This window comes from Cupriavidus pauculus (assembly GCF_008801835.1).
GTDB lineage: Bacteria > Pseudomonadota > Gammaproteobacteria > Burkholderiales > Burkholderiaceae > Cupriavidus > Cupriavidus pauculus.
In genome coordinates, this window is sequence record NZ_VZOW01000038.1 from 33,793 (window position 1) to 53,882 (window position 20,090).

The 20,090-nt window shown below is 60.6% G+C and carries 22 protein-coding genes, 1 tRNA gene, 1 pseudogene and 1 riboswitch; of the genes and pseudogenes, 16 read left to right on the plus strand and 8 right to left on the minus strand.

The window, feature by feature from the left end; genetic code table 11:
* Positions 1–28: 28 nt before the first annotated feature.
* The 5 genes from F7R19_RS25355 to glyA form a co-directional block, all read right to left on the minus strand.
* On the minus strand, positions 29–661 hold the full coding sequence (locus F7R19_RS25355; RefSeq protein ID WP_150982441.1) for a pilus assembly PilX family protein: 633 nt from the start codon (positions 659–661) through the stop codon (positions 29–31).
* On the minus strand, positions 661–1,590 hold the full coding sequence (locus tag F7R19_RS25360; RefSeq protein WP_150982427.1) for a PilW family protein: 930 nt from the start codon (positions 1,588–1,590) through the stop codon (positions 661–663). Before F7R19_RS25360 ends, F7R19_RS25355 begins: the two co-directional genes overlap by 1 nt.
* On the minus strand, positions 1,590–2,189 hold the full coding sequence (gene pilV / locus F7R19_RS25365) for a type IV pilus modification protein PilV (protein WP_061956796.1): 600 nt from the start codon (positions 2,187–2,189) through the stop codon (positions 1,590–1,592). Before pilV ends, F7R19_RS25360 begins: the two co-directional genes overlap by 1 nt.
* 189 nt (positions 2,190–2,378) lie before the next feature.
* The gene (gene nrdR / locus F7R19_RS25370) at positions 2,379–2,846 is read right to left on the minus strand and encodes a transcriptional regulator NrdR (RefSeq protein WP_150982428.1); all 468 of its coding nucleotides are present in this window, start codon (positions 2,844–2,846) and stop codon (positions 2,379–2,381) included.
* A gap of 144 nt (positions 2,847–2,990) precedes the next feature.
* Entirely contained in the window at positions 2,991–4,238 is a 1,248-nt protein-coding gene (gene glyA / locus F7R19_RS25375; RefSeq protein ID WP_061956798.1) for a serine hydroxymethyltransferase, read from the minus strand.
* Between the two features lie 190 nt (positions 4,239–4,428).
* A riboswitch (ZMP/ZTP riboswitch) is annotated at positions 4,429–4,531 on the minus strand.
* Positions 4,532–4,700: 169 nt separating this feature from the next.
* On the opposite strand from glyA, the gene ybgC reads away from it, so the two are divergent.
* From ybgC to F7R19_RS25445, 15 genes and pseudogenes are all read left to right on the plus strand, one after another.
* Positions 4,701–5,105, plus strand: a complete 405-nt coding sequence (gene ybgC / locus F7R19_RS25380) for a tol-pal system-associated acyl-CoA thioesterase (protein ID WP_061956799.1) — start codon at positions 4,701–4,703, stop codon at positions 5,103–5,105.
* Positions 5,102–5,785 carry a protein TolQ gene (gene tolQ, locus F7R19_RS25385; protein WP_061956800.1) on the plus strand — a complete coding sequence of 228 codons (684 nt, stop codon included), beginning with the start codon at positions 5,102–5,104 and terminating at the stop codon, positions 5,783–5,785. The genes ybgC and tolQ overlap by 4 nt, the downstream gene beginning before the upstream one ends.
* 21 nt (positions 5,786–5,806) lie before the next feature.
* Positions 5,807–6,244 (plus strand): protein TolR, encoded by a 438-nt coding sequence (tolR, locus tag F7R19_RS25390; RefSeq protein ID WP_061956801.1) that lies wholly within the window; start codon positions 5,807–5,809, stop codon positions 6,242–6,244.
* A gap of 69 nt (positions 6,245–6,313) precedes the next feature.
* The gene (tolA, locus tag F7R19_RS25395; protein WP_211922791.1) at positions 6,314–7,387 is read left to right on the plus strand and encodes a cell envelope integrity protein TolA; all 1,074 of its coding nucleotides are present in this window, start codon (positions 6,314–6,316) and stop codon (positions 7,385–7,387) included.
* A gap of 214 nt (positions 7,388–7,601) precedes the next feature.
* Positions 7,602–8,942: a Tol-Pal system beta propeller repeat protein TolB gene (gene tolB / locus F7R19_RS25400; protein ID WP_061956803.1), complete on the plus strand. Its 1,341-nt coding sequence runs from the start codon at positions 7,602–7,604 to the stop codon at positions 8,940–8,942.
* Positions 8,943–8,962: 20 nt separating this feature from the next.
* Entirely contained in the window at positions 8,963–9,478 is a 516-nt protein-coding gene (pal, locus tag F7R19_RS25405; protein WP_200899021.1) for a peptidoglycan-associated lipoprotein Pal, read from the plus strand.
* A gap of 17 nt (positions 9,479–9,495) precedes the next feature.
* Positions 9,496–10,254 (plus strand): tol-pal system protein YbgF, encoded by a 759-nt coding sequence (gene ybgF / locus F7R19_RS25410; RefSeq protein WP_061956804.1) that lies wholly within the window; start codon positions 9,496–9,498, stop codon positions 10,252–10,254.
* Positions 10,255–10,465: 211 nt separating this feature from the next.
* The gene (queC, locus tag F7R19_RS25415; protein ID WP_150982430.1) at positions 10,466–11,149 is read left to right on the plus strand and encodes a 7-cyano-7-deazaguanine synthase QueC; all 684 of its coding nucleotides are present in this window, start codon (positions 10,466–10,468) and stop codon (positions 11,147–11,149) included.
* Between the two features lie 83 nt (positions 11,150–11,232).
* Positions 11,233–12,348 (plus strand): YeeE/YedE family protein, encoded by a 1,116-nt coding sequence (locus F7R19_RS25420; RefSeq protein ID WP_150982431.1) that lies wholly within the window; start codon positions 11,233–11,235, stop codon positions 12,346–12,348.
* 70 nt (positions 12,349–12,418) lie between these two features.
* Positions 12,419–12,494: transfer RNA gene (locus tag F7R19_RS25425), tRNA-Lys, on the plus strand.
* Between the two features lie 164 nt (positions 12,495–12,658).
* Complete coding sequence (locus F7R19_RS25430) at positions 12,659–13,687, plus strand: site-specific integrase (protein WP_150982432.1); 1,029 nt, start codon at positions 12,659–12,661, stop codon at positions 13,685–13,687.
* A 3-nt stretch (positions 13,688–13,690) separates the two neighbouring features.
* Positions 13,691–13,888 (plus strand): ribosome modulation factor, encoded by a 198-nt coding sequence (locus F7R19_RS30720; protein WP_425545164.1) that lies wholly within the window; start codon positions 13,691–13,693, stop codon positions 13,886–13,888.
* A gap of 111 nt (positions 13,889–13,999) precedes the next feature.
* Entirely contained in the window at positions 14,000–14,257 is a 258-nt protein-coding gene (locus F7R19_RS25435) for a hypothetical protein (protein ID WP_150982433.1), read from the plus strand.
* 461 nt (positions 14,258–14,718) lie between these two features.
* The gene (locus tag F7R19_RS25440; protein WP_150982434.1) at positions 14,719–15,300 is read left to right on the plus strand and encodes a 3'-5' exonuclease; all 582 of its coding nucleotides are present in this window, start codon (positions 14,719–14,721) and stop codon (positions 15,298–15,300) included.
* Positions 15,287–15,427: pseudogene (locus F7R19_RS25445) on the plus strand (helix-turn-helix domain-containing protein); the annotation flags it as partial. The gene F7R19_RS25440 and the pseudogene F7R19_RS25445, both read left to right, overlap by 14 nt.
* A gap of 201 nt (positions 15,428–15,628) precedes the next feature.
* On the opposite strand, the gene F7R19_RS25450 reads toward F7R19_RS25445, so the two are convergent.
* Positions 15,629–16,168, minus strand: coding sequence for a hypothetical protein (locus F7R19_RS25450; protein WP_249043173.1), 540 nt, complete (start codon positions 16,166–16,168; stop codon positions 15,629–15,631).
* A 185-nt stretch (positions 16,169–16,353) separates the two neighbouring features.
* Positions 16,354–16,881 carry a hypothetical protein gene (locus tag F7R19_RS30305; RefSeq protein WP_223505817.1) on the minus strand — a complete coding sequence of 176 codons (528 nt, stop codon included), beginning with the start codon at positions 16,879–16,881 and terminating at the stop codon, positions 16,354–16,356.
* A gap of 641 nt (positions 16,882–17,522) precedes the next feature.
* Here F7R19_RS30305 and F7R19_RS25460 point away from each other — a divergent pair.
* Positions 17,523–17,861 (plus strand): hypothetical protein, encoded by a 339-nt coding sequence (locus F7R19_RS25460; protein WP_150982436.1) that lies wholly within the window; start codon positions 17,523–17,525, stop codon positions 17,859–17,861.
* Positions 17,862–18,073: 212 nt separating this feature from the next.
* On the opposite strand, the gene F7R19_RS25465 is transcribed toward F7R19_RS25460, so the two are convergent.
* Positions 18,074–19,117, minus strand: coding sequence for a hypothetical protein (locus tag F7R19_RS25465; protein WP_150982437.1), 1,044 nt, complete (start codon positions 19,115–19,117; stop codon positions 18,074–18,076).
* Positions 19,118–20,090: the final 973 nt, after the last annotated feature.

The following is a 20,090-nucleotide window of genomic DNA, read 5'->3' on the forward strand; positions in this document are numbered from 1 at the left end:
TTTGTGGGGGCAGACGAAGGCAAGGGGCTCAGGAGTCGGACTTGCGATAGATCGACTGGACCATTGCACGCGTGGTGTCGTTGGGTCCGAATCCGATGGCAGTGATCCGGTAGAGATAACGTTTGGCCGCGTCGTTGCTGGCCGACCTGCCGTTCGAACTATCGGGCAGCAGCTCGATCAGGTAACGCGGCTTGCGGGCCGGCGTGAGACCCGATCCCGTCGGATATTGGCGCCCCGTGAACGTGCCGTATTCCACGGTGCTGTTGCCGGTTGCGGCCGTCCAGTCGATGGTGTTCCAGATCGGCTCGCCGGTCCCGCGGAAGGTATCGCACAGGCCGAGGTATGGCGATGGCGCCGCGGTGCCGGTGTTGCAGCCGCCCGCGAGGAATCCCACGGGCTTGTCCGGCGCGAAAATGCTCGACCGGCTCTTTGCCGCTACGGCGCCCTGAATATCGATTTCGGCGTCATACAGCGCCGCTTCCGCCGCCTGATATGCGATTTCGAAGTCGCGCTGGTTGCGCGTGGAGCGCTTGGTGTCGAGCGCAAGGCGCGCGCCGCCCAGCGCCAGCAGCGTGATCACCAGCAGCATGATCACAGCGGTAATCAGCGCGATGCCTGTGGGGCGACGCGAGCGGTGGAGCCTCGCGGGTCGGATGGCCATTAGCATGACGAATCTCCGCAGGACTGATAGTTGCGAATCTGCACGGTGGCGTAGTACAGCTTCCGTACGGATCCCGTGTCTGTCGTGGGCGTGAAAGTCGCGTTGTTACCGCTGTACAGCGGCCCAAACAGCGAGATCGTGGCGGGCGTGCCTGCATCGGCGCTGAGATTGTCCGCACGCACGACCAGAGCGATCTTTACCGTCTTGACGTTGACCCAGTCCGTGGCTGCCATGCCGTCCGCGGTGACGTATTTGTCGGGCACGTCATCGCCGTTTGTGGTGACGCCGTACAGCAGTTGCATGGTTTCGACGCCGGGCACCAGTTCCTGCGTGACAAAAGTCGTGCCTTCGACGCCGTTGGCCGCACGCGCGCGGTACTTGCACATCAGCGATGGCTTGCCGCTGGCGCCATTGGCGATGAACAGCATCGATAATCCACGCTCGGTATCGGCGGTGTCGTTGCTAGTCGATCCCGCCACACCTTGCCCGGAACAGTCGATGACCGAACCGTCCGGCACGTTTTTTTGCGTTTCCGATTTGCCGATGCCGTAATAGCGGATCATGACCGCGTCGCTGCCGTTGACCGCGGTGCCCGGTCCGCAGCTCAGGGTCTCGCTGTCGTTGGGTGTCGAGCAGTTGTCCAGGCCGGTCAGCATCGCCGAGGTGACAGAAAGCATGCCACCGGTATCGCTGACGACAGGTACGTACGCGGTTTGACGCATCAGGCGCGTCATGATGGAGATCGCAAAGTTGCCGCGTTCTTCCAGGTTGGCGTTATCGTCGATGGTCACATAGCTGCTGCGGCTCATGAGATAGAAGGACAGTCCCGCCATCAGCACGAGCAGCGTGATGACCAGCGTGACCATCAGCTCGATCAGCGTAAAGCCGGCATCGCGGCGTGGTAGCGGCGGAGCACATCGGCGCGGCATCAACTTGCAACTCCCGGTGAAACCACGACGACGATCTGCACGGTTGCGGACCCATCGGCAGCCAGGCCATCGGCCGTGCCGGTATCGGTGCTGTCATTGAAGCGCGAGATCCAGCCAATCTTGATGACCAGCGGCGCATTGGCGCCGCCCGTGTCGTTGCAGTCCCACAAATAGCCGGTGGTGGTCCAGGTGTTGGTGTCCCGGCAGATCACGGCCCGTCCGCCGGGCAGGCCGGCGGTGACGCGCCGCGCCCACTCGGCGGTATCGAAAGCGGCCGCGATCGGCTGGCATACGCTTGACGCGCCGGCACAGGCGGTTTTGTAGAGATTGTTTGCGTCGGAAATCTGTGGGATGCCCAGCTTCGTGTCGAAGTTGTCAAAGGCGCCCGCGTTGGTCTGCACCAGATTTGCGCGCATGCGATCCGCCATGTCGTTGGCCAATTGCAGGGCGACGACGTCATAGGAAGACTGCTGCGCGAAGCGGAATGACTTGATGAGCAGGTTTGCCACGCCCAGCACGCCGAAGGCGAGCACGACGATGGCGACCAATGCTTCAAGCATAGTGAAGCCGGCTGCCCCCCGGCAGCGTGATTGACCCATGACGACTCCCGTCCAATAAACGACAGTTCTTTTTGTTTTTTCTCGGCGCGCTGGCGTTCTAAGTTCTGTTGCGTCCGGGCCTCTGATGGGCCGGTGCCGCAGGGTGTAGCGGTTGAATCGCGCGCTCGTTGGTCAACCTCCTACCCGAAGGAGGTCAGTGCAGATTAGACAGCTTTTTTAGTGAAGTGACTACCCCTTTCGTGGGGTGGGAGGGGAAAATTCGTCGAGTACGTCGCGGAATTCCGACACGTCTTCGAAGCTTCGGTAGACGGAGGCGAAGCGGATATAGGCGATCTTGTCGAGCTTGCGCAGCTCGCGCATGACCAGTTCGCCCAACTGGCTGCTTGGCATTTCCTTTTCGCCCAGAGCCAGCAGTTTTTCCTCGATCCGGAGAATCGCTTCGTCGATGGCTTCGGCCGAAACCGGGCGCTTGCGCAGGGCCAGCCGCATCGAATCCTTCAGCTTGCCGCGCGAATAATCGACGCGGGAGCCGTTCTTCTTGACGATGGCGGGGAAGAACAGCTCGATGCGCTCGTAGGTGGTGAACCGGCGGTCGCAGGCTTCGCAACGGCGGCGGCGGCGCACGGTCTCGCCGTCTTCGGATACGCGACTATCGAGGACCTGGGTATTGGAATGAGCGCAGAAGGGGCATTTCATGCCTGACCACCCGGAGAAATTTGCCAGTCCGCATTTTGCATCTTTGAGTTCTTCCGCGGATCTGTGGCGGGTCAACCGGCGCCACCACCCATCGGGCAGTGGCGCCGTTGGTGCGCGCTAACTACCGCGCAATCAGCGTATCGCTCAGCCGTAGACCGGGAAGCGGCGCGTCAGCGCGGACACCTGCTCGCGTACCTTGGCGATGTTGGCCTCGTCGTGCGGGTTGTCCAGCACGTCGGCGATCAGGTTGGCGACCTGGCGCGCCTCGTCTTCCTTGAAGCCGCGCGTGGTCATGGCCGGCGAGCCAAGACGGATGCCGGACGTGACGAACGGCTTCTCCGGGTCGTTCGGGATCGCGTTCTTGTTCACCGTGATATGTGCATCGCCCAGAATCTTCTCGGCTTCCTTGCCGGTGATCTTCTTGGCGCGCAGATCGACCAGCATCACGTGGCTTTCGGTCTTGCCGGACACGATGCGCAGGCCACGTGCGATCAGCGTTTCGGCCAGCACGGCGGCGTTCTTCACCACCTGTTCCTGGTACGCCTTGAATTCCGGCTGCAGCGCTTCCTTGAAGGCCACGGCCTTGCCGGCGATCACGTGCATCAGCGGGCCGCCCTGGATGCCGGGGAAGATTGCCGAGTTGATGGCTTTTTCATGCTCGGCCTTCATCAGGATCACGCCGCCGCGCGGGCCGCGCAGGCTCTTGTGGGTGGTCGTGGTGACGAAGTCCGCGTGCGGCACTGGGTTCGGATACACGCCGGCGGCGATCAGGCCAGCGTAGTGGGCCATGTCCACCATGAAGTAGGCGCCCACCGCCTTCGCCACCTTGGCGATGCGCTCGAAGTCGATGCGCAGGGCGAAGGCCGACGCGCCCGCGATGATCAGCTTCGGCTTCTTTTCATGGGCCAGCTTTTCCAGCGCGTCGTAGTCGATGTCTTCCTGCGCGTTCAGGCCGTAGCTCACCACGTTGAACCACTTGCCGCTCATGTTCAGCGCCATGCCGTGGGTCAGGTGACCGCCTTCAGCCAGGCTCATGCCCATGATGGTGTCGCCCGGCTTCAGCATGGCGAAGAACACGCCCTGGTTGGCCTGCGAGCCCGAGTTCGGCTGCACGTTGGCGGCTTCGGCGCCAAACAGCTGCTTGACGCGATCGATGGCGAGCTGCTCGACCACGTCGACATATTCGCAACCGCCGTAGTAACGCTTGCCCGGATATCCTTCGGCGTACTTGTTGGTCAACTGCGACCCCTGCGCGGCCATCACGGCGGGCGAGGTGTAGTTTTCGGAAGCGATCAGTTCGATATGGTCTTCCTGACGCTGGTTTTCTTTCTGGATCGCGGCAAAGACCTCGGGGTCGATCTGCTCGATCGTGAAGCGGCTGCGTTCAAACATGGCGTGACTCGTCTGTAAAAAGGAAAGCGGCCGGCAATGTCGATAGGAAAATCGGATGCATTCGGCGCTATCGGTTTTCTTGGGAATACTTCGCGGGTAGGGCGCGCGCGGAAAGCACTGGCGTCCGGCACCGGCGCCCGGCCACGTAAAACCCGTATGGCCGACCGGTGCAGGGCGCACCCTGCTTCCCATTCGCTGCCCAGGCGAGCGGCAGGCGCTATGAACATCGCGCCCAAGGAACTTGCGCTTCCTCGTGGTAGTACCCACTGACTTCGCCAGTCGCGCAAGGTGGAATGGTTGCGCCAGAGTTTATGCGAAGGCGGGCCTCGCCGCAAGACAGCGGAGCAACCGCCCCATACCCGCGCCCGCCCATGCCGGCAAGCGCCGCGGGCGGTTGGCTCGCAACTTGCTGTTGCAAAGTCGCCTACGGGTTAACCAGTGCGCTCCGTTACAATGCCCGCCATGTCAAATTTCGTGTGGCCGTTGCGCGTGTACTGGGAAGACACGGACGCCGGCGGCGTGGTGTTCTACGCCAACTACCTGAAGTTCTTCGAGCGGGCCCGCACCGAATGGCTGCGCTCGCTCGGCATCGAACAGCAAACGCTCGCAGATACTTCGGGCGTGGTCTTCGTCGTACGAAGTACTTCTGTGGAATACAATGCGCCCGCCCGGCTGGATGATCAGTTGCAAATTCGCACCGATATCGAACGGGTTGGACCGGCCTCAGTCCAATTCGCCCAGGAAGCCTGGCGTGAGGGTGTTTTGCTTGCGTCCGGCCAGATCCGTGTCGGATGCGTAGATAAAATCACATTTCGCCCGGCTCCGATACCCGCCCCTGTTCTTGCCACCATAAAAAACGCTCGATGAATCCAGTGACCGTCACACAAGACCTGTCGATCATTTCGCTGGTGCTCCACGCGAGCTTGCTGGCCCAGGCCGTTATGGCGCTGCTGCTGGTGATGTCGCTGTTTTCGTGGACATACATTTTCCGCAAGCATTTGGCGCTGCGCGCCGCGCGCACCCAGACCGAGGGTTTCGAGCGCGATTTCTGGGCCGGCGGAGACCTGCAGGCTCTTTACAACAGCGCGGTCAATAACCGTCACAACACCGGCGCGCTGGAGCGTATCTTTGAATCCGGCATGGGCGAATTCCTGAAGGCCCGTGAGCGCAGCAACGATGCCGGCGCACTGCTCGATGCGGCCCGACGCGCCATGCGCGCCGCATACCAGCGCGAAATGGATGTCCTGGAGTCGCACCTGCCGTTCCTCGCTTCGGTGGGTTCGGTAAGTCCGTATATCGGTCTGTTCGGCACGGTGTGGGGGATCATGAATGCGTTCCGCGGCCTTTCGAACGTGCAGCAGGCGACGCTTGCCTCGGTTGCCCCCGGCATTGCCGAAGCACTGGTCGCTACTGCCATCGGCCTGTTTGCGGCGATTCCGGCTGTGATTGCCTACAACCGCTACGCCACGGAGATCGATCGCCTGGCCATCCGGTTTGAAAGCTTCATGGAAGAATTCCTGAACATCCTGCAGCGGCAGACTCGTTAAACCAATCGGGAGCTTGGAGCCATGGCAGCCATCCAGCGCCGCGGCGGTTCACGCCGCCGGGCCAGCGCCGAGATCAACGTCGTGCCGTATATCGACGTCATGCTCGTGCTGCTCGTTATTTTCATGGTGGCAGCACCGATCGTGAATCCCGCGGTGGTAGACCTGCCGTCCGTGGCCAACGCCACGCCGCAGCAGCAGACGCCGCCGATCATCGTCACGGTCCATGAGGACGGCGAACTGACCGCGCGCGGCAAGGACAACGCCGGCAACGCGTTCGAGCGCAAGCTCGACAAGCGCGGCCTGATCGATTTCGTTCACGAGCGCCAGAATGAAAACCCGGACCAGCCGGTCGTGATTGCGGCCGACCGCGCTGTCAAATACGAAGCCGTGCTTGACGTGATGTCCGTGTTGAAGGCCGACGGCGTCAAGCGCGTCGGTCTGATGGTGAAGTCCAAGTAAGCGTTCTCGAGCCCCCGTCGCCAAGTGGCCAGCCTCTCGTCACGTCCTCTTCTGCAACGGCCTTCGCGTATGAAGGCCGGCGCCTATCCCTATCAGCCGGTCAAGGAACGCGGCACGATGCGGTCGTTCCTGCTCGCGCTGCTGATGCATTTGCTGCTCGGCATCGTGCTGTACTACGGCGTGCATTGGCAGAGCAGCACGCCGGTAGGCGCCGAGGCCGAATTGTGGGAAGAAATCCCGGACGTCACGCCGGCGCCGGCGGTACGTCCGGTGCCGCAGCCAGTGCCCGTGCCGACGCCGCCTCAGCCTGCGGTGCGCAGCAACGCCGAGCAGGAGGCCGATATCGCGCTGGAACGCCAGAAGCGCAAGCAGGCCGAGGAAGCCGCGGCGCGCGAAGAACAGGCGCGCAAGGAAGCGGCGCGCAAGGAAGAGGCCGAACGCCAGGAAGCAGCGCGCCTGGAAGCCGAGCGCCGCGCGCAGGAAAAGAAGGAAGCCCAGCGCAAGGAAGATATCCGCCAGCAGCAGGCCGAAGCCCAGCGCAAGGAAGACGCACGCAAGAAGGCCGAGCAGGAGCGCAAGGAAGCCGAGGCGAAGGCCCGTGCGGAGGCCGATCAGAAGGCCAAGGAAGCCAAGGCAAAGGCTGACGCCGAAGACAAGGCGAAGCAGGCCAAGGCGCGCGCGGAAGCTGACCAGAAGGCGAAGGAAGCCAAGGCAAAGGCCGACGCCGAGGCAAAGGCCAAGGCGCAGGCCAACGCGGCGCGCAATAGCGAATTGGCGCGTCTGCAGGCGCTGGCGGGTGGCGGCACCTCGGCCAATAGCGGCGGCGGTGTGGGCAAGGCCACTGGCTCCGGCGCGGGATCGGGCGGCAAGGCGTCGCCGGGCTATTCGGACCGTGTGCGCCGCCGCGTCAAGCCGAACATCATTTTCAATGGCGATGTCGAAGGCAATCCGGCGGCCGTCGTCGCGGTGCGCCTGGCGCCCGACGGATCGATCCTGTCCAAACGCCTGGCCAAGTCCAGCGGCAGCTCGGATTGGGACAACGCCGTGCTGCGCGCCGTCGAGCGATCGGATCCGCTGCCGCGCGATGAGGACGGCAAAGCGCCATCGTTTGAATTCACGATCACGTTCCGGCCGAAGGACTGAGCGGCCAGCACGGCTAGAGCGCCATGATTTGCAACAGAATGCAACCTTCATCGTTGGTCACTGGTCGCATCGCTACCATGAACGGTTGCCTGACGCGGCCGGCAGCGTGCAAGACGTGTGCAAACGGAGCATGCGCCAAGTTGCATGCCTTCCGTGCTGCATCACTTGCTGTGCCCGCCGTACCGATGAATCCTGATATCGACTGAGGAGCAGCATGCGAAAGCTTTGGGCCCCCACTTGGCTGTCCCGGCGCCAGAACGCCACCCCCACCCGCGACCAGAGCCGGCACGCTCTCATGGCGTGGCTGGCGGCGGCACTGATGTCGGCCGGCGTCGCGCACGCGCAACTGAACGTGGAAATCACCGGCGTGGGATCGAACCAGTTTCCGGTAGCCACGGCCAACTTCCAGGGCGAGGCGCAGGCCCCGCAGAATCTGACCGCCATCATTCGCAGCGACCTGCAGCACAGCGGTCGCTTCCGCAATATCGATCCGGCTGGCGCAACGGTCGCCGAATCCGCGCAGGTGGATCTCGGCAGCTGGAAGTCCAAGGGCGCCGATGCATTTGTCGCCGGCAGCGTGACACCGAGCGGCAACGGCCAGTACGAGGTGCGTTTCCGCCTGTACGACACGGTCAAGGGCCAGAGCCTGGGCGGCCTGGCATTCAACGTGTCGCAGAGCCAACTGCGCGTGACCGCCCACAAGATCGCGGACTACATCTACGAAAAGCTGCTTGGCGAGCGCGGCGTGTTTGCCACGCGCCTGTCGTATGTGTCGAAAGTGGGCAACCGCTATCAGTTGCTGATTTCCGATTCCGACGGCCAGAACGCACAGGTGGCACTGACCAGCACCGAGCCGATCATCTCGCCGTCGTGGTCGCCCGATGGCCGCCGCGTGGCCTATGTCTCGTTCGAGGCGCGCAAGCCGGTGGTCTACGTGCATGACCTGGCCACGGGCAAGCGCACGCTGGTGTCGAACCAGAAGGGCAACAACAGCGCGCCGTCGTGGTCGCCCGATGGCCAGCGCCTGGCGGTGGCCCTCTCGCGCGATGGCAACACGCAGATCTACCTGGTCAATGCCGACGGTTCCGGGCTGCGCCGCATCACGCGCAGCAGCGCGATCGATACCGAGCCGCAGTTCGCGCCGGACGGCCGCAGCATCTATTTCACAAGCGATCGCGGCGGTGCGCCGCAGATCTATCGTATGCCGGCCTCTGGCGAGGAATCCGGCGCAGCGCAACGCGTGACCTTCAAGGGCAACTACAACGTCAGTCCGCGCATTTCGCCGGACGGCAAGTATCTGGCCTATATCACGCGTTCGGGCGGCTTCCGTCTGCAGCTGCAGGACCTGTCCAATGGTGATGTGACTTCGCTCACCGACACAACCAACGACGAAGCCCCCAGCTTCGCCGCCAATGGTAAATACATCCTGTACGCCACCCGTTCTGGCGGCCGCTCGGTACTGGCGGCAGTCTCCACGGATGGCCGAACGAAACAGGTTCTGTCACTCCAGTCCGGCGAGGTCCGCGAGCCGTCCTGGGGTCCTTTCATGCAGTAGAAAAAGAGGAGTCTCTCGCCATGTCCAAAATGATGATGACCAAATCGCTCGCCCTGGCCGCCCTGCTGGCGTTGGGCGCCTGCAGCTCGGGTGTCAAGCTCGACGACGCTTCGAAATCGGGCGCCGGCACGGGCGGTCCGAGCACCGACGCGCGCCAGGTGCAGCCGGTGGACGTTTCGCGTGATCCGCTGAACGACCCGAACGGCCCGCTGGCCAAGCGCAGCGTCTATTTTGACTTCGACAGCTACGCTGTGAAGTCCGACTATCAAGGTCTGCTGCAAGCTCACTCCCAGTACCTGGGCGCGAACAAGAGCCGCAAGATCCTGATCCAGGGAAACACCGACGAGCGCGGTACCAGCGAATACAACCTGGCGCTGGGCCAGAAGCGTGCGGAGGCCGTGCGTCGATCGCTGTCGTCGCTGGGCGTGCCGGAATCGCAGATGGAAGCCGTAAGCCTGGGCAAGGAAAAGCCGAAGGCTACCGGTCACGACGAGGCCTCGTGGGCTGAAAACCGTCGCGCCGATATCGTCTACTGATCCACGGATAATTCTTCATGAATGCTCGCGTTTCCACCCTGCTGTGGCTGGCCGCCGTCTCTGGCGGTGGTCTGCTGGCAGCCAGTTCCGCGCACGCCGGCGTGTTCGATGACGACGAGGCGCGCAAGGCGGTGATCCAGCTGCGGGACCAGTTCAATGGTTTCCAGGCAACGGCATCGCAGCGTATTGATCAAAGCAGCCGGGCCCAGCTCGACATGCAGAACCAGCTGGAAGGTCTGCGTCAGGAAGTGGCACGATTGCGTGGTCAGAACGAAGTGTTGCAGAACACGGTGGATACGCTGCAAAAGCAGCAGAAGGATTACTACGCCGACCTGGATGCGCGCCTGAAGAAATTCGAGCCGCAACAGGTCAACGTGGAAGGTCGCGAAGGCCTGGCCCAACCGACCGAAAAACCCGAGTACGATGCCGCGCTCAAGCAGTTTCAGTCGGGCGATTTCAAGAGCGCCGGCAATGCGTTCTCGGCGTTTGCGAAGAAGTATCCGCAAAGCCCGTATCTGCCGCTGGCGCAGTTCTGGCTCGGCAATTCGCTCTACGCGCAACGCGACTACAAGGGATCGACCTACGTCCTGCAGAACATGATCCAGCAGTTCCCGGACCATGCGAAGGTGCCGGACGCGATGATCGCCGTCGCCAACAACCAGTTCGAAACCGGCCAGAAGGCGGCCGCGAAGAAAACGCTGGAACAAGTGGTGGCGAAGTTCCCCGGGACCGAAGGCGCCCAGGCCGCAAGCAACAGGCTGAAGACGCTGAAATAACGGACGCGGTGCGCTAGTCGACCCCAGGCGCTCGATGGTATTCACGCGGGTTGCGGGAAACCCGAGCGGCGTGAAATCCGCGGCGGGCTGTGGACCATGACGGAGGCTGATGCCTCCGTTTTGTTTTTTCCGGCAGGGCGCGCGCTAAAATACGCGCTTCGCCCTGACCGGGGCGTGTCCAACAGCGCGCTTGTTCCGCGCGCAACCCATCATGACCAAACGCGCAATCGTTCTACTTTCGGGCGGCCTGGATTCCGCCACCGTTCTCGCCATGGCCAATGCGGCGGGATTTGAGACTTATGCCTTGTCGATGCGCTACGGCCAGCGCCATTCGTCGGAGCTGGAAGCGGCCAGCAAGGTGGCTGCGGCGCTTGGCGCCCGGCACCACGAAATCATCGATCTCGATCTGCGCCGCTTCGGCGGGTCCGCGCTGACCGACGATTCTCTCGACGTGCCCACCGACGGCGCGACCGGCGGGATTCCCATCACTTATGTGCCGGCGCGCAACACCATCATGCTTTCGCTGGCGCTTGGCTGGGCCGAGGCGATTGGCGGCCGCGACCTGTTCTTCGGCGCCAATGCGGTCGATTACTCCGGCTATCCCGATTGCCGTCCCGAATACGTTGCCGCCTACGAAACGCTGGCAAATCTGGCCACCAAGGCCGGCGTCGAGGGCGACCGCTTTCGCGTCCATGCGCCGATCATCGACATGACCAAGGCCGAGATCATTCGCGCCGGCGTGGCGCTTGGCGTCGATTACGGCCTGACCGTGTCGTGCTACAAGGCAGACGATGCGGGCCGCGCGTGCGGTGTGTGCGATTCCTGTCGTATCCGCAGGGCAGGCTTCGAAGCTGCCGGCGTAGCCGATCCAACGCGCTATCAAACGGCTGCCTGAGCGGCCGCGCAATACAGAGGGACGCCAGCCATGAGCGTCCCCATTTTCGAATAGAAACAGAAATCCCGAGCCCCCGGTCCGACATGCCTGAAATCGATATTCCCGCGCTGACGCGCACGGTGCTGCTGAGTACTTTCGTCCTGACGTTTCTGTTTGGCGCCGTTCTGCAGCGTACGCATTTCTGCACCATGGGCGCCATTTCGGACATCGTGAACATCGGCGACTGGAGCCGCATGCGCATGTGGATCCTGGCGATTGGCGTGGCGATGATCGGCACCGGCGTGCTGGCGTGGGCAGGGCTGATCGATCCGACCAAGACGATCTATACGTCGGCACGGCTGGGCTGGTTGTCGGCGGCGGTCGGCGGCCTGATGTTCGGCTTCGGCATGGTGCTGGCATCGGGCTGTGGCAGCAAGACGCTGGTGCGGATTGGCGCGGGCAACCTCAAATCGCTGGTGGTATTCGTGTTTCTCGGGCTGTCGGCGTATATGACCCTGCGCGGTCTGTTTGGCGTGGTGCGCGTGAATACGGTGGACGCCGTGTCCGTGGCATTGCCGTCCACACAGGATCTGCCGTCGCTTGTGGCGCATGCCACGGGTATGGCGCGCGGCTCTCTGCAACTGGCGCTCGGCGCGGTGATCGGCGCGGTGCTGGTGATCTGGGCGCTGCTAGGCAACGGGTTTCGGACCTTCGACAACCTGCTGGGCGGCCTTGCCGTCGGCCTGATCATCGTCGGGATGTGGTACGTGTCCGGCCATCTCGGCTATGTGTCGGAAGACCCGAACACGCTGGAGGAACTGTTTGTCGGCACGAACAGCGGCCGCATGGAGAGTCTGAGTTTCGTGGCGCCCTACGCCTATACGCTGGACTGGCTGATGATGTTCAGCGACAAAAGCAAGGTGCTGACGATCGGCATTGTCAGCGTGTTCGGCGTGATTGCCGGCGCCGCGGCCTACGCGCTGATTTCGCGCACGTTCCGCTGGGAAGGATTTGGCAACGCCGAGGACGTGGCCAACCATATGGTGGGCGGCATCCTGATGGGCGCGGGCGGCGTCACCGCGCTGGGCTGCACGATCGGGCAGGGACTGTCCGGCGTGTCGACGCTGGCGATCGGTTCCTTCATCGTCTTTGCCATGATCGTCGTGGGCGCAATCCTCGCGTTCAAATATCAGATGTGGCGTCTGGAGCGTATGGCCTGAGCCCGGCGCAAGGGCTCGGCGTCTTGACAGTCATAGGTCGACTCCCTATAATCGCGGATTCAGTTTTTCCGGGTCGTTAGCTCAGTCGGTAGAGCAGCGGACTTTTAATCCGTTGGTCGCGTGTTCGAGTCACGCACGACCCACCAGTTCACCTCCGGTGAAGAAAATCAAGCACTTGCGAGCGATCGCGGTGCTTTTTTTTTCGTCCGTAGCTCGTGCGCGGCGGTGTCAAAAACTGCCCTTTGCCGGAAAACTGCCGGAACGGAAAAATCCAGACCAAGCGCTTCATTGAGCAACAGGAGTCTGGAGAATGGCTTACATCAGTCAGCGTGGTGAGTACTGGCGTGTCGAGATTCGACGCCGCGGGTACAAACCTATCTATCGCACGTTCGACACCCGGCAGCAGGCCCAGCAGTGGGCGCGGCGCACCGAAGGCGAAATGGACGCCGGGATGTACGTGGACCGCACTGAGGCGGAGCGCACAACGCTCCGAGAGGCGCTCGAGCGGTATCAGCGTGAGATCGTCCCGACAAAGCGCTATCCAAAGCAAGAGAACACGCGTATTGCTCGCTGGCTCCGGCACGAGCTTGCCTACCGGACACTCGGCTCCCTCCGTGGAGCAGATTTCGCACGCTATCGTGATGAGCGGCGGGCTGCAGGCCGCGCCGAAAACACAATTAGGCTGGAGCTGCAGCTGGTAAGTCACCTCTACGAGACCGCGCGTAAGGAGTGGGGTGGGCTGGACGTCCTAATGAATCCACTGAAGAACATCCGGAAGCCCAGCGGTAGCAGCGCCCGCGACCGCCGACTTCTACCAGGAGAGTATGAGCGCATTCATACGCGCCTCCAGGTCAGCGGAAACCCATACGCAGCACCGGCATTTGATTTGGCCATCGAGACCAGCCTTCGACAGGGTTCCTTGTTCTCGCTGCGTTGGGAGTGGATCGATCTTGATAGCCGGATGGTCCGTTTCCCGCCTGCCTCAAGGGCTGCGGCGAACAAAGGTGTCCCGCCTGTCTTGCCTCTGTCGACCCGGGCAGTTCGTGTCCTGGAGACACTTCGGCCCCGGAACGACCGTGGCGAGGTTGTTGAGAACGCAGATGGCGACGTGTTCCCGACTACGGCCAATGCGGTCATGTGTGTTTGGAAACGGGCATTGGCCAGTCTCGGCATTGCGAACCTTCGCTGGCACGACCTCCGGCACGAGGCGGTCTCCCGAATGTTTGAGCGTTCAATGAGCGTCATGGAAGTCGCCTCCATTAGTGGCCACCGTTCCATGGTCATGCTAAGGCGATATACGCACCTGAAGCCCGAGGACCTGCTAGCCAAGTTGGGGTGAGCGATGTATCTCAAACAAGATCCGAAAGCCTGGAACGAAGGGTTCGCCGTAGGGCAGCAAGGCCGTCCCGGGTTGTTTTGTCCATATCCCCCAAGCAGCGAACTAAGCTGGGCATGGCACAGCGGCTGGATTGAAGGCAATGCGGAGTGGAGGCAAGACGCTTGCAAGCTCCGTCCAGAGCCTGGTGCAACCGGAAAATGATGAGCGGAGGCGCTCTCCGCACCGGCTCAACATGATTTCGACGCGGTCCCTGCCAGGCGGCCACCTGACAGGGACCTGACCACAACCCACCTATCTGAGAGGTGCACTGTTATGGCTAGACCAATTGTAGCAACGGTGTTGATTGAAGACGTATTGCATGAGGCGTCGCCCGACCTGAGTGATGCCCATCCGGCATTCACCAAGGCGTTAGTTTGCCTTTTGCGCCCGGCCTTGAACCGCGTCGTGAAGTCTCATCGAACTCCGACTCGTCTGGCGGAGGTGATTGCACGGCAGCGCACGCGGGTCTCGACATGCTCAACCGCGGCCGCTGCCTTTGATCTGTTTGTGGAAAATATGACAGACGCTTGAGGAGAGGCCAATGAATGTGGCGGAACTGATCGAGCGCCTGCGAAGCTATCCGGCAGACGCACGGGTCGTTGTGCAAGGGTATGAGTTCGGATACGACGACATAACTTCTGTAGCTCGGCAGCCTCTCTCGATCGGAGCAAACTTGACAGCGCGCCCCGGATTTGGAAGGGCGGAGGTTATACCAGTGGAATACGGGGCCGGTCCCCACGACTCGCCGAGCGGAGGCACACTACCGGACGAGATTGCTGTGTACCTCAAGGGGGCGCCTCGACGGTAGCTACGTGGGACGCGGCCTCTCGTGTGGACATCCGCCCTGGCGGGCGGAACGCGGGACAAGCCATGCACAGCGGATGGACAACCCAGCGGGTTGCCCACGCGCTGCGCACAGCTTGCCCCACTTGCCCACACTTCCGGCCTTGCCTTGCCACCATTGAGAGACAGATTCCCCAGTCGGAGAACCCATGAGTCCAATCCTTATCATCGACCTTGAGGCCACCTGCGCCGATGATGGAACCATCCCGCCAGAGCAGATGCAAGTCATTGAGATTGGGGCCGTCTGGGCGACGCCAGCGGGGGAAGTCATCGATACCTTCCAGCGGTTTGTGCGGCCGACCGAGCGCGCCATGCTGACGCCATTCTGCGTTAGCCTGACCCACATCGACCAGGCGAGCATCGACGCCGCGCCTAGCTGGCCAACGGTGGCCACTGAGCTAGCCGAGTTTGCCCAACGCCATCAGCAGCCCGGCAGCTGGTGGGGATCGTGGGGAGCCTTCGACCGTAACCAGATGGAGCGTGAGAGCGCTCGTCATGGCATCGATAACCCGCTGGCGATGCTGTCGCACCAGAACCTTAAGGCCGCCTTTGCGAAGGCCAGAAAGATCAAGCAGTGCGGCATGGCCACTGCCTTGCGCATTGTCGGGCTCGAACTGCAAGGTGAGCACCACCGAGGTCTATCCGATGCTCAGAATATCGCTCGCTTGTTGCATGCTTGCCCTGCTCTTCTATCGTGCGAAATCGGAAGGCTAGAACATGAGCGAGATTGACACCGAAATCCGGCACGTCACGAAGCCCGGTGCGAACCTGTTTGCCGAATTGGGTTTTGCGCCCGCCGAGGCGGCGCGCTACCAGGCTGAGTTGCAAAACCGCATCGACGAAACGCGCGCCCTCAAGGGCAATCCGTCTGGATAAGTGATGTGCTTCCAGCGATGAGGCCCACCCGGAGGTATCGTGCTTCCACCGATGAAGCCCGCCTCGTGGGTATCGTGCTTCTAGCGATGAGGCCCGTCCGCTCGATGTCGTGCTTCTACCGATGACCCGGGGGTCATCGCCGCGTTGGAAGATATGCCTACATAAAGATCCAAGATGGGGACTTCAAGGAGTCGGAGGAGTGTGACCGTACCGCTCGGCTATCTGACGCTGGGATGACGTAAGCGCGGGCCAAAGCACGTGCACGCGGCTGGTTTCCATCTCCCTCAACTGGGCCTTGAACCTGTCATGTTTGAGGTCAATCTTGAAAAATGAAGGGTTGTGGTCGATCCTGTGCCGATTCAGTCTCCACAGAACCACGAAGGCGTGTTTGGGAGACAAGTACTTGTGTTTCTTGAAGTACTGAACCGCACTTGAAAGGATCTCATTCCTTTCCGTAATAGCCAGCGCCTCAAGCGCTCGAATGCAGGCATCTTGTCGCATCTGCTCCATGATGCGACTAATCTTCTTCTTGGCGTCTTCCGGCGAAAGAACGCGGCCGTTCTCGAACACAGAGAGCCCGAACTTCAAGATGCACTGAGAGCCTACCCAAAGGGTGTTCGCGTTCAAGCTATTTCGGATTTCGAACTGATAACGTAGCGACTCTTGCCCGCACAATTCGCATATTTCCTGGGGAGTCTCATGGTCGACAACCTTCTCGGTCACAGTCCACTCCTCAAAGGCCTTCGGAAGAGTGTCCCCAACTGAAAGGGGCAGGATACTGTCTCGTACGCGCTGGCTGTAGTGCTGCATGTCGTTCCCCGATTTTGATTCTTGATAATTTTATAGCCGTCTATCTCTGGTAGGTTGAAGTTCAATAGCGGCAGGGTCAGCTTGTTGGTCATCGCGGTTCATAGCCGTTTCTTCGGTTTCTTTGTGCCGCCAATAAACAATGGTGCGTCAAGGCCGTGCTTCGCCCACCCCCTACCTTTAAGTGCCCGAAAGCGGCGAGCTGCTTTCCCTCTCTCGACTTGCTCGTGCTCGCCACGACCTTCGGCCATGAAGTCCGGCCCGAATTTGGTGAACTTCTCCAGTCCTCCTAATTTGCGTGTTTTTTTCTCCCCTTCTGTCTGCCACTCGACAGCGGCAGCCGATGTCGGCTCGTCGTAGCGCACCACGGACCCGCGCAGCCTGTCAAGGGCGTCGACGCCCTCGGCCGGTATGATGCGCAGCCATTGTCCTAATACTTCCCGCACGCAGCGCTGGCAGAGGTCGAGGCTGACCGTGTTGCCGTCGCCAAACAGCGAATCGAAGCCGCAGGCATGGTCGAACGACAGGCGTTCTTGCCACTCGCCATTGTCGGGCGTAAGCCGGCGCTTGCAGCGATCGCAGGTACATGCAGCCAGCTCTTGGATGGTTCGGGGGTGATATTCGCGCATAGCAGACCTCGGCCTGGGGACAGGCGAAAAGAAACGGTTTCCTGATGGCGTGCGGTGACATTTCCATCGATCAACACGACTAGTCGCGTTCGGTGCTGAATCAAGACCAGCGATCCAGGTACCCACCCAACTGCGTTCGCCCATAAAGATCGTGGTCAATGTGACCCAGGTGCTGCCAGTTTCCCGCGTCACTGTGACCGAACGTTGTATGCCCTTTCTGTAAATCTAGGTCACTTTGACTCCGTTCACATCAGACCACTTACTGTGACTTGAGTCACAGTGGCATGGAAGAAGATCGCCAGGCGAAAGTACTTGAATCCCAAGCCATACCCCGCACCGTTTGAGTGGCGATGGTTCCGTATCGTATTCCGTATCGTATCGCTCCCAATACGATACGAAATCCACCAAGTTTATGGTCAGCCAACGATCCTCCTAGGCGAGCTCCAATTTGAGGGCTGATCGTCGATTTCTTCATGCCTCGTCGACAAAACTCCCCATGCGGATGGGGCAAGGAGTGCATCGGGAATGGTGCAACTTCGAGCTTTTTCCAAAATTTGGCCAAGTTTTGACTCCCGGTTTGGTGTTCTTGGCCAGCAAAGGTAAATTGCCTTTCCATCCCGATGGATCTTGGAGCCAACACAATGCCGATCAACGATCATGAGCAGTTCCTCTACCTCAGCGTAGCCATTGCTGCGGAGGCGAGTGGAGCCCGAAGGTGGCAGGGAGTTTATAGCGCCTATCTGGAACGATATTTGGTGGACGAACTTCCGCGGCCATCGCAGGCGAAAGCTGCCCTCTGTCTCCTATACGAACGATACCCGGAATGTAAGTCAGAGGCGTTCGACATCCGCATTTACGACGACGCGAACAGTGAGATCTACCCAGACCTTGCATGGGAGCCGGAGCCTGATCAAGTCCTCGGTGTAGTAGAGCGCGTGAACGAGAAGCCTGACCACACGCCGCTCAGTCTGGCCGATTGATCGTTCTCCATTCAAACGGTGCCGGACGGGAGGGCGCCCTGGCCGATGCTGCGTGATTGCAGGCGAGCCCGCCATTCTGCCGAATGCATAGCTTGGCACGGACAAGCAATCAATCGATCAATCGCGACTTGTCATCGGGATCAGTTGCACGATTGGCGGTTGTCCAAACAGCAAGATGGGCAGCGATTGAGCGTCACTCTTGGTGTGAGCTGTCAGCCCCGCCAATACTCGGGTGCAAGGAAGCGATCGAGATTGGATGATGTGTACTCTGGCAGCACGTTCAATCGGAAATCGTCACGCTCCTCGGTTACCCAGTTGTCGCGCAGCGAGCCGTAATCCTCTGGATGCCAAATTGCACCATTCCGCCAAGACCTGAAGGCAGTTACTGGCAAGCATTTATCGTGATCGAGCTGATCAAAGATGTCGGCGGGAAGTTCAAGCCCGGCATATGACAGTCCGGGAATGTGGTGCGCCATCGCTTGATCGCAAAAAGTCATCATCAGCTTGAGCTGATGGCGGCAACGCTCATAGTTCCAACGCTCGAAGGCCCATTTCTCATAGGTCGTGTAGGAGACCTGGTCAGTTGTCTTGCGGTAAATGCGTAAGACAACTCCGACCGGTTCACGGTCGGAGTTTGCATCGCCGCCGGCAAGTGCGGCAGCAAAGTCCGCCCCGGCGCGCCGGACAAATAGCACATCGACCCGATTGCCTGCCAGTACGAGGCTGCTGAGTCGGCGGATAGCGTTCGGTACGTACGTGTACCAGTTAAATTTGTCCTCTGCCGGAAACGGTGAAGTGCCTTTGAGCCAATCCGCGCGGATACCCATTGTTTCGGCTAGCCAAGCAACTACGGACGGTCGCAAAAGGTCAAGCAGCCGGTCTGGCTGCGTCAGTGACGACGGGGTGAAGCCAGACTGTTCCAAGATAGATGGGATCTCAATCAGATCAATGCGGTGTTCCTTGAACAGTAGGAAGAAGCGTTCTTGGACCGTCCTGGCGAAATGCGCCGGGTCGTGGTAAGGCTCGTCAGCTACAGATGCTTCGGCAAGACCGGTCAGCGCCATTGTGATTGCGGCCTGAAACGAAATGCCACCGAGTGCCTCGGCCTGAGCTTCATAGAAGCGGCGGACGTGAGGGGGCAATCTGATGGAGGTCGGTGTTATCGGTTCGTTCTCTTGAGCGGGAGTCTTGCGCGCCAAGACTACACCGCGGCTAAAAAGGGTGTACAGCAACTGCCCGAATGTTGGTTGTGACATGTTCTTTCTCTTGATGTGCTGTTGCCTCGATGGCGTTCGAGTCGATGAGTGCGAACTCAAAAAGGCTACACGTAGTCAAAATGAATATCAAGGGGCAACCGGGCTAATAGATAGGGGCTATCGAATGTTAGAGTCAATACCGAAGAATCTGCGTGTGGGATCCGCAGCGGGCCGCAGATACTACGAGCAATGACACGCCGAAAATCAAGGCGCAGGACCGCAAGGGCTCTCCCGGTCAGGCGCGTGTCTGCAATGCGCTAGGCGGGTGTCCTCCTGAACTGAGATCGCCAGGACGCCAGAGCGGGGGAATTCAAGGTTACCTTGGACGGCCTTTTTGGGGGCTGTCCTCCACCAACTTTGGTAGTGCATTTGGTTAGCGCACCAGGGGTTGCTGTGGGCAAGTGCGGGCAACCTCGTGGGCAGGCAGGGCGACCCTGCCTGTCCATCAGGTTGTCCACGCGGGCCGCCGTTCCACGGCGGCTGTCCACAGCATGACGTGCTAAAGGCGTATCGTTCGCTCTTGTTTGTATGTTGTTTTTTAAAGTACAAACAACAACAGACTGTTTACGTGGTTGCAAATATCTGATCGGTAAGGCTTATTTCGATCGAAGGTTAATGTTTATGGGGTGAGGTGAATGTTTATGGGGTGTAAGGTGAACGTCTATGGGGTGTGAAGTGAATGTTTATGGGGCTGGCATAAGTCTGCGCTCTTTCGCATCTCGCCCCACAGACATTCACTTTTGATGCAAAGGTGAATGTCTATGGGGTGGGGTGTTTCAAAGGTGAATGTTCATGGGCATGTTATCCACAGGATCCTGCAAAGATTGCATGGCTCCCCGTCATCACCTAGGGAAACGCTGATTAAATCAGCGTGCGGGTCATCGAGGCGTTTGGTGAACGCGTTGTCATAGATGTGTCCATGATTCAGGTCCGGTGATGAAGCGACAGATCAGTTTTGCGGAAGCGGAAAGCC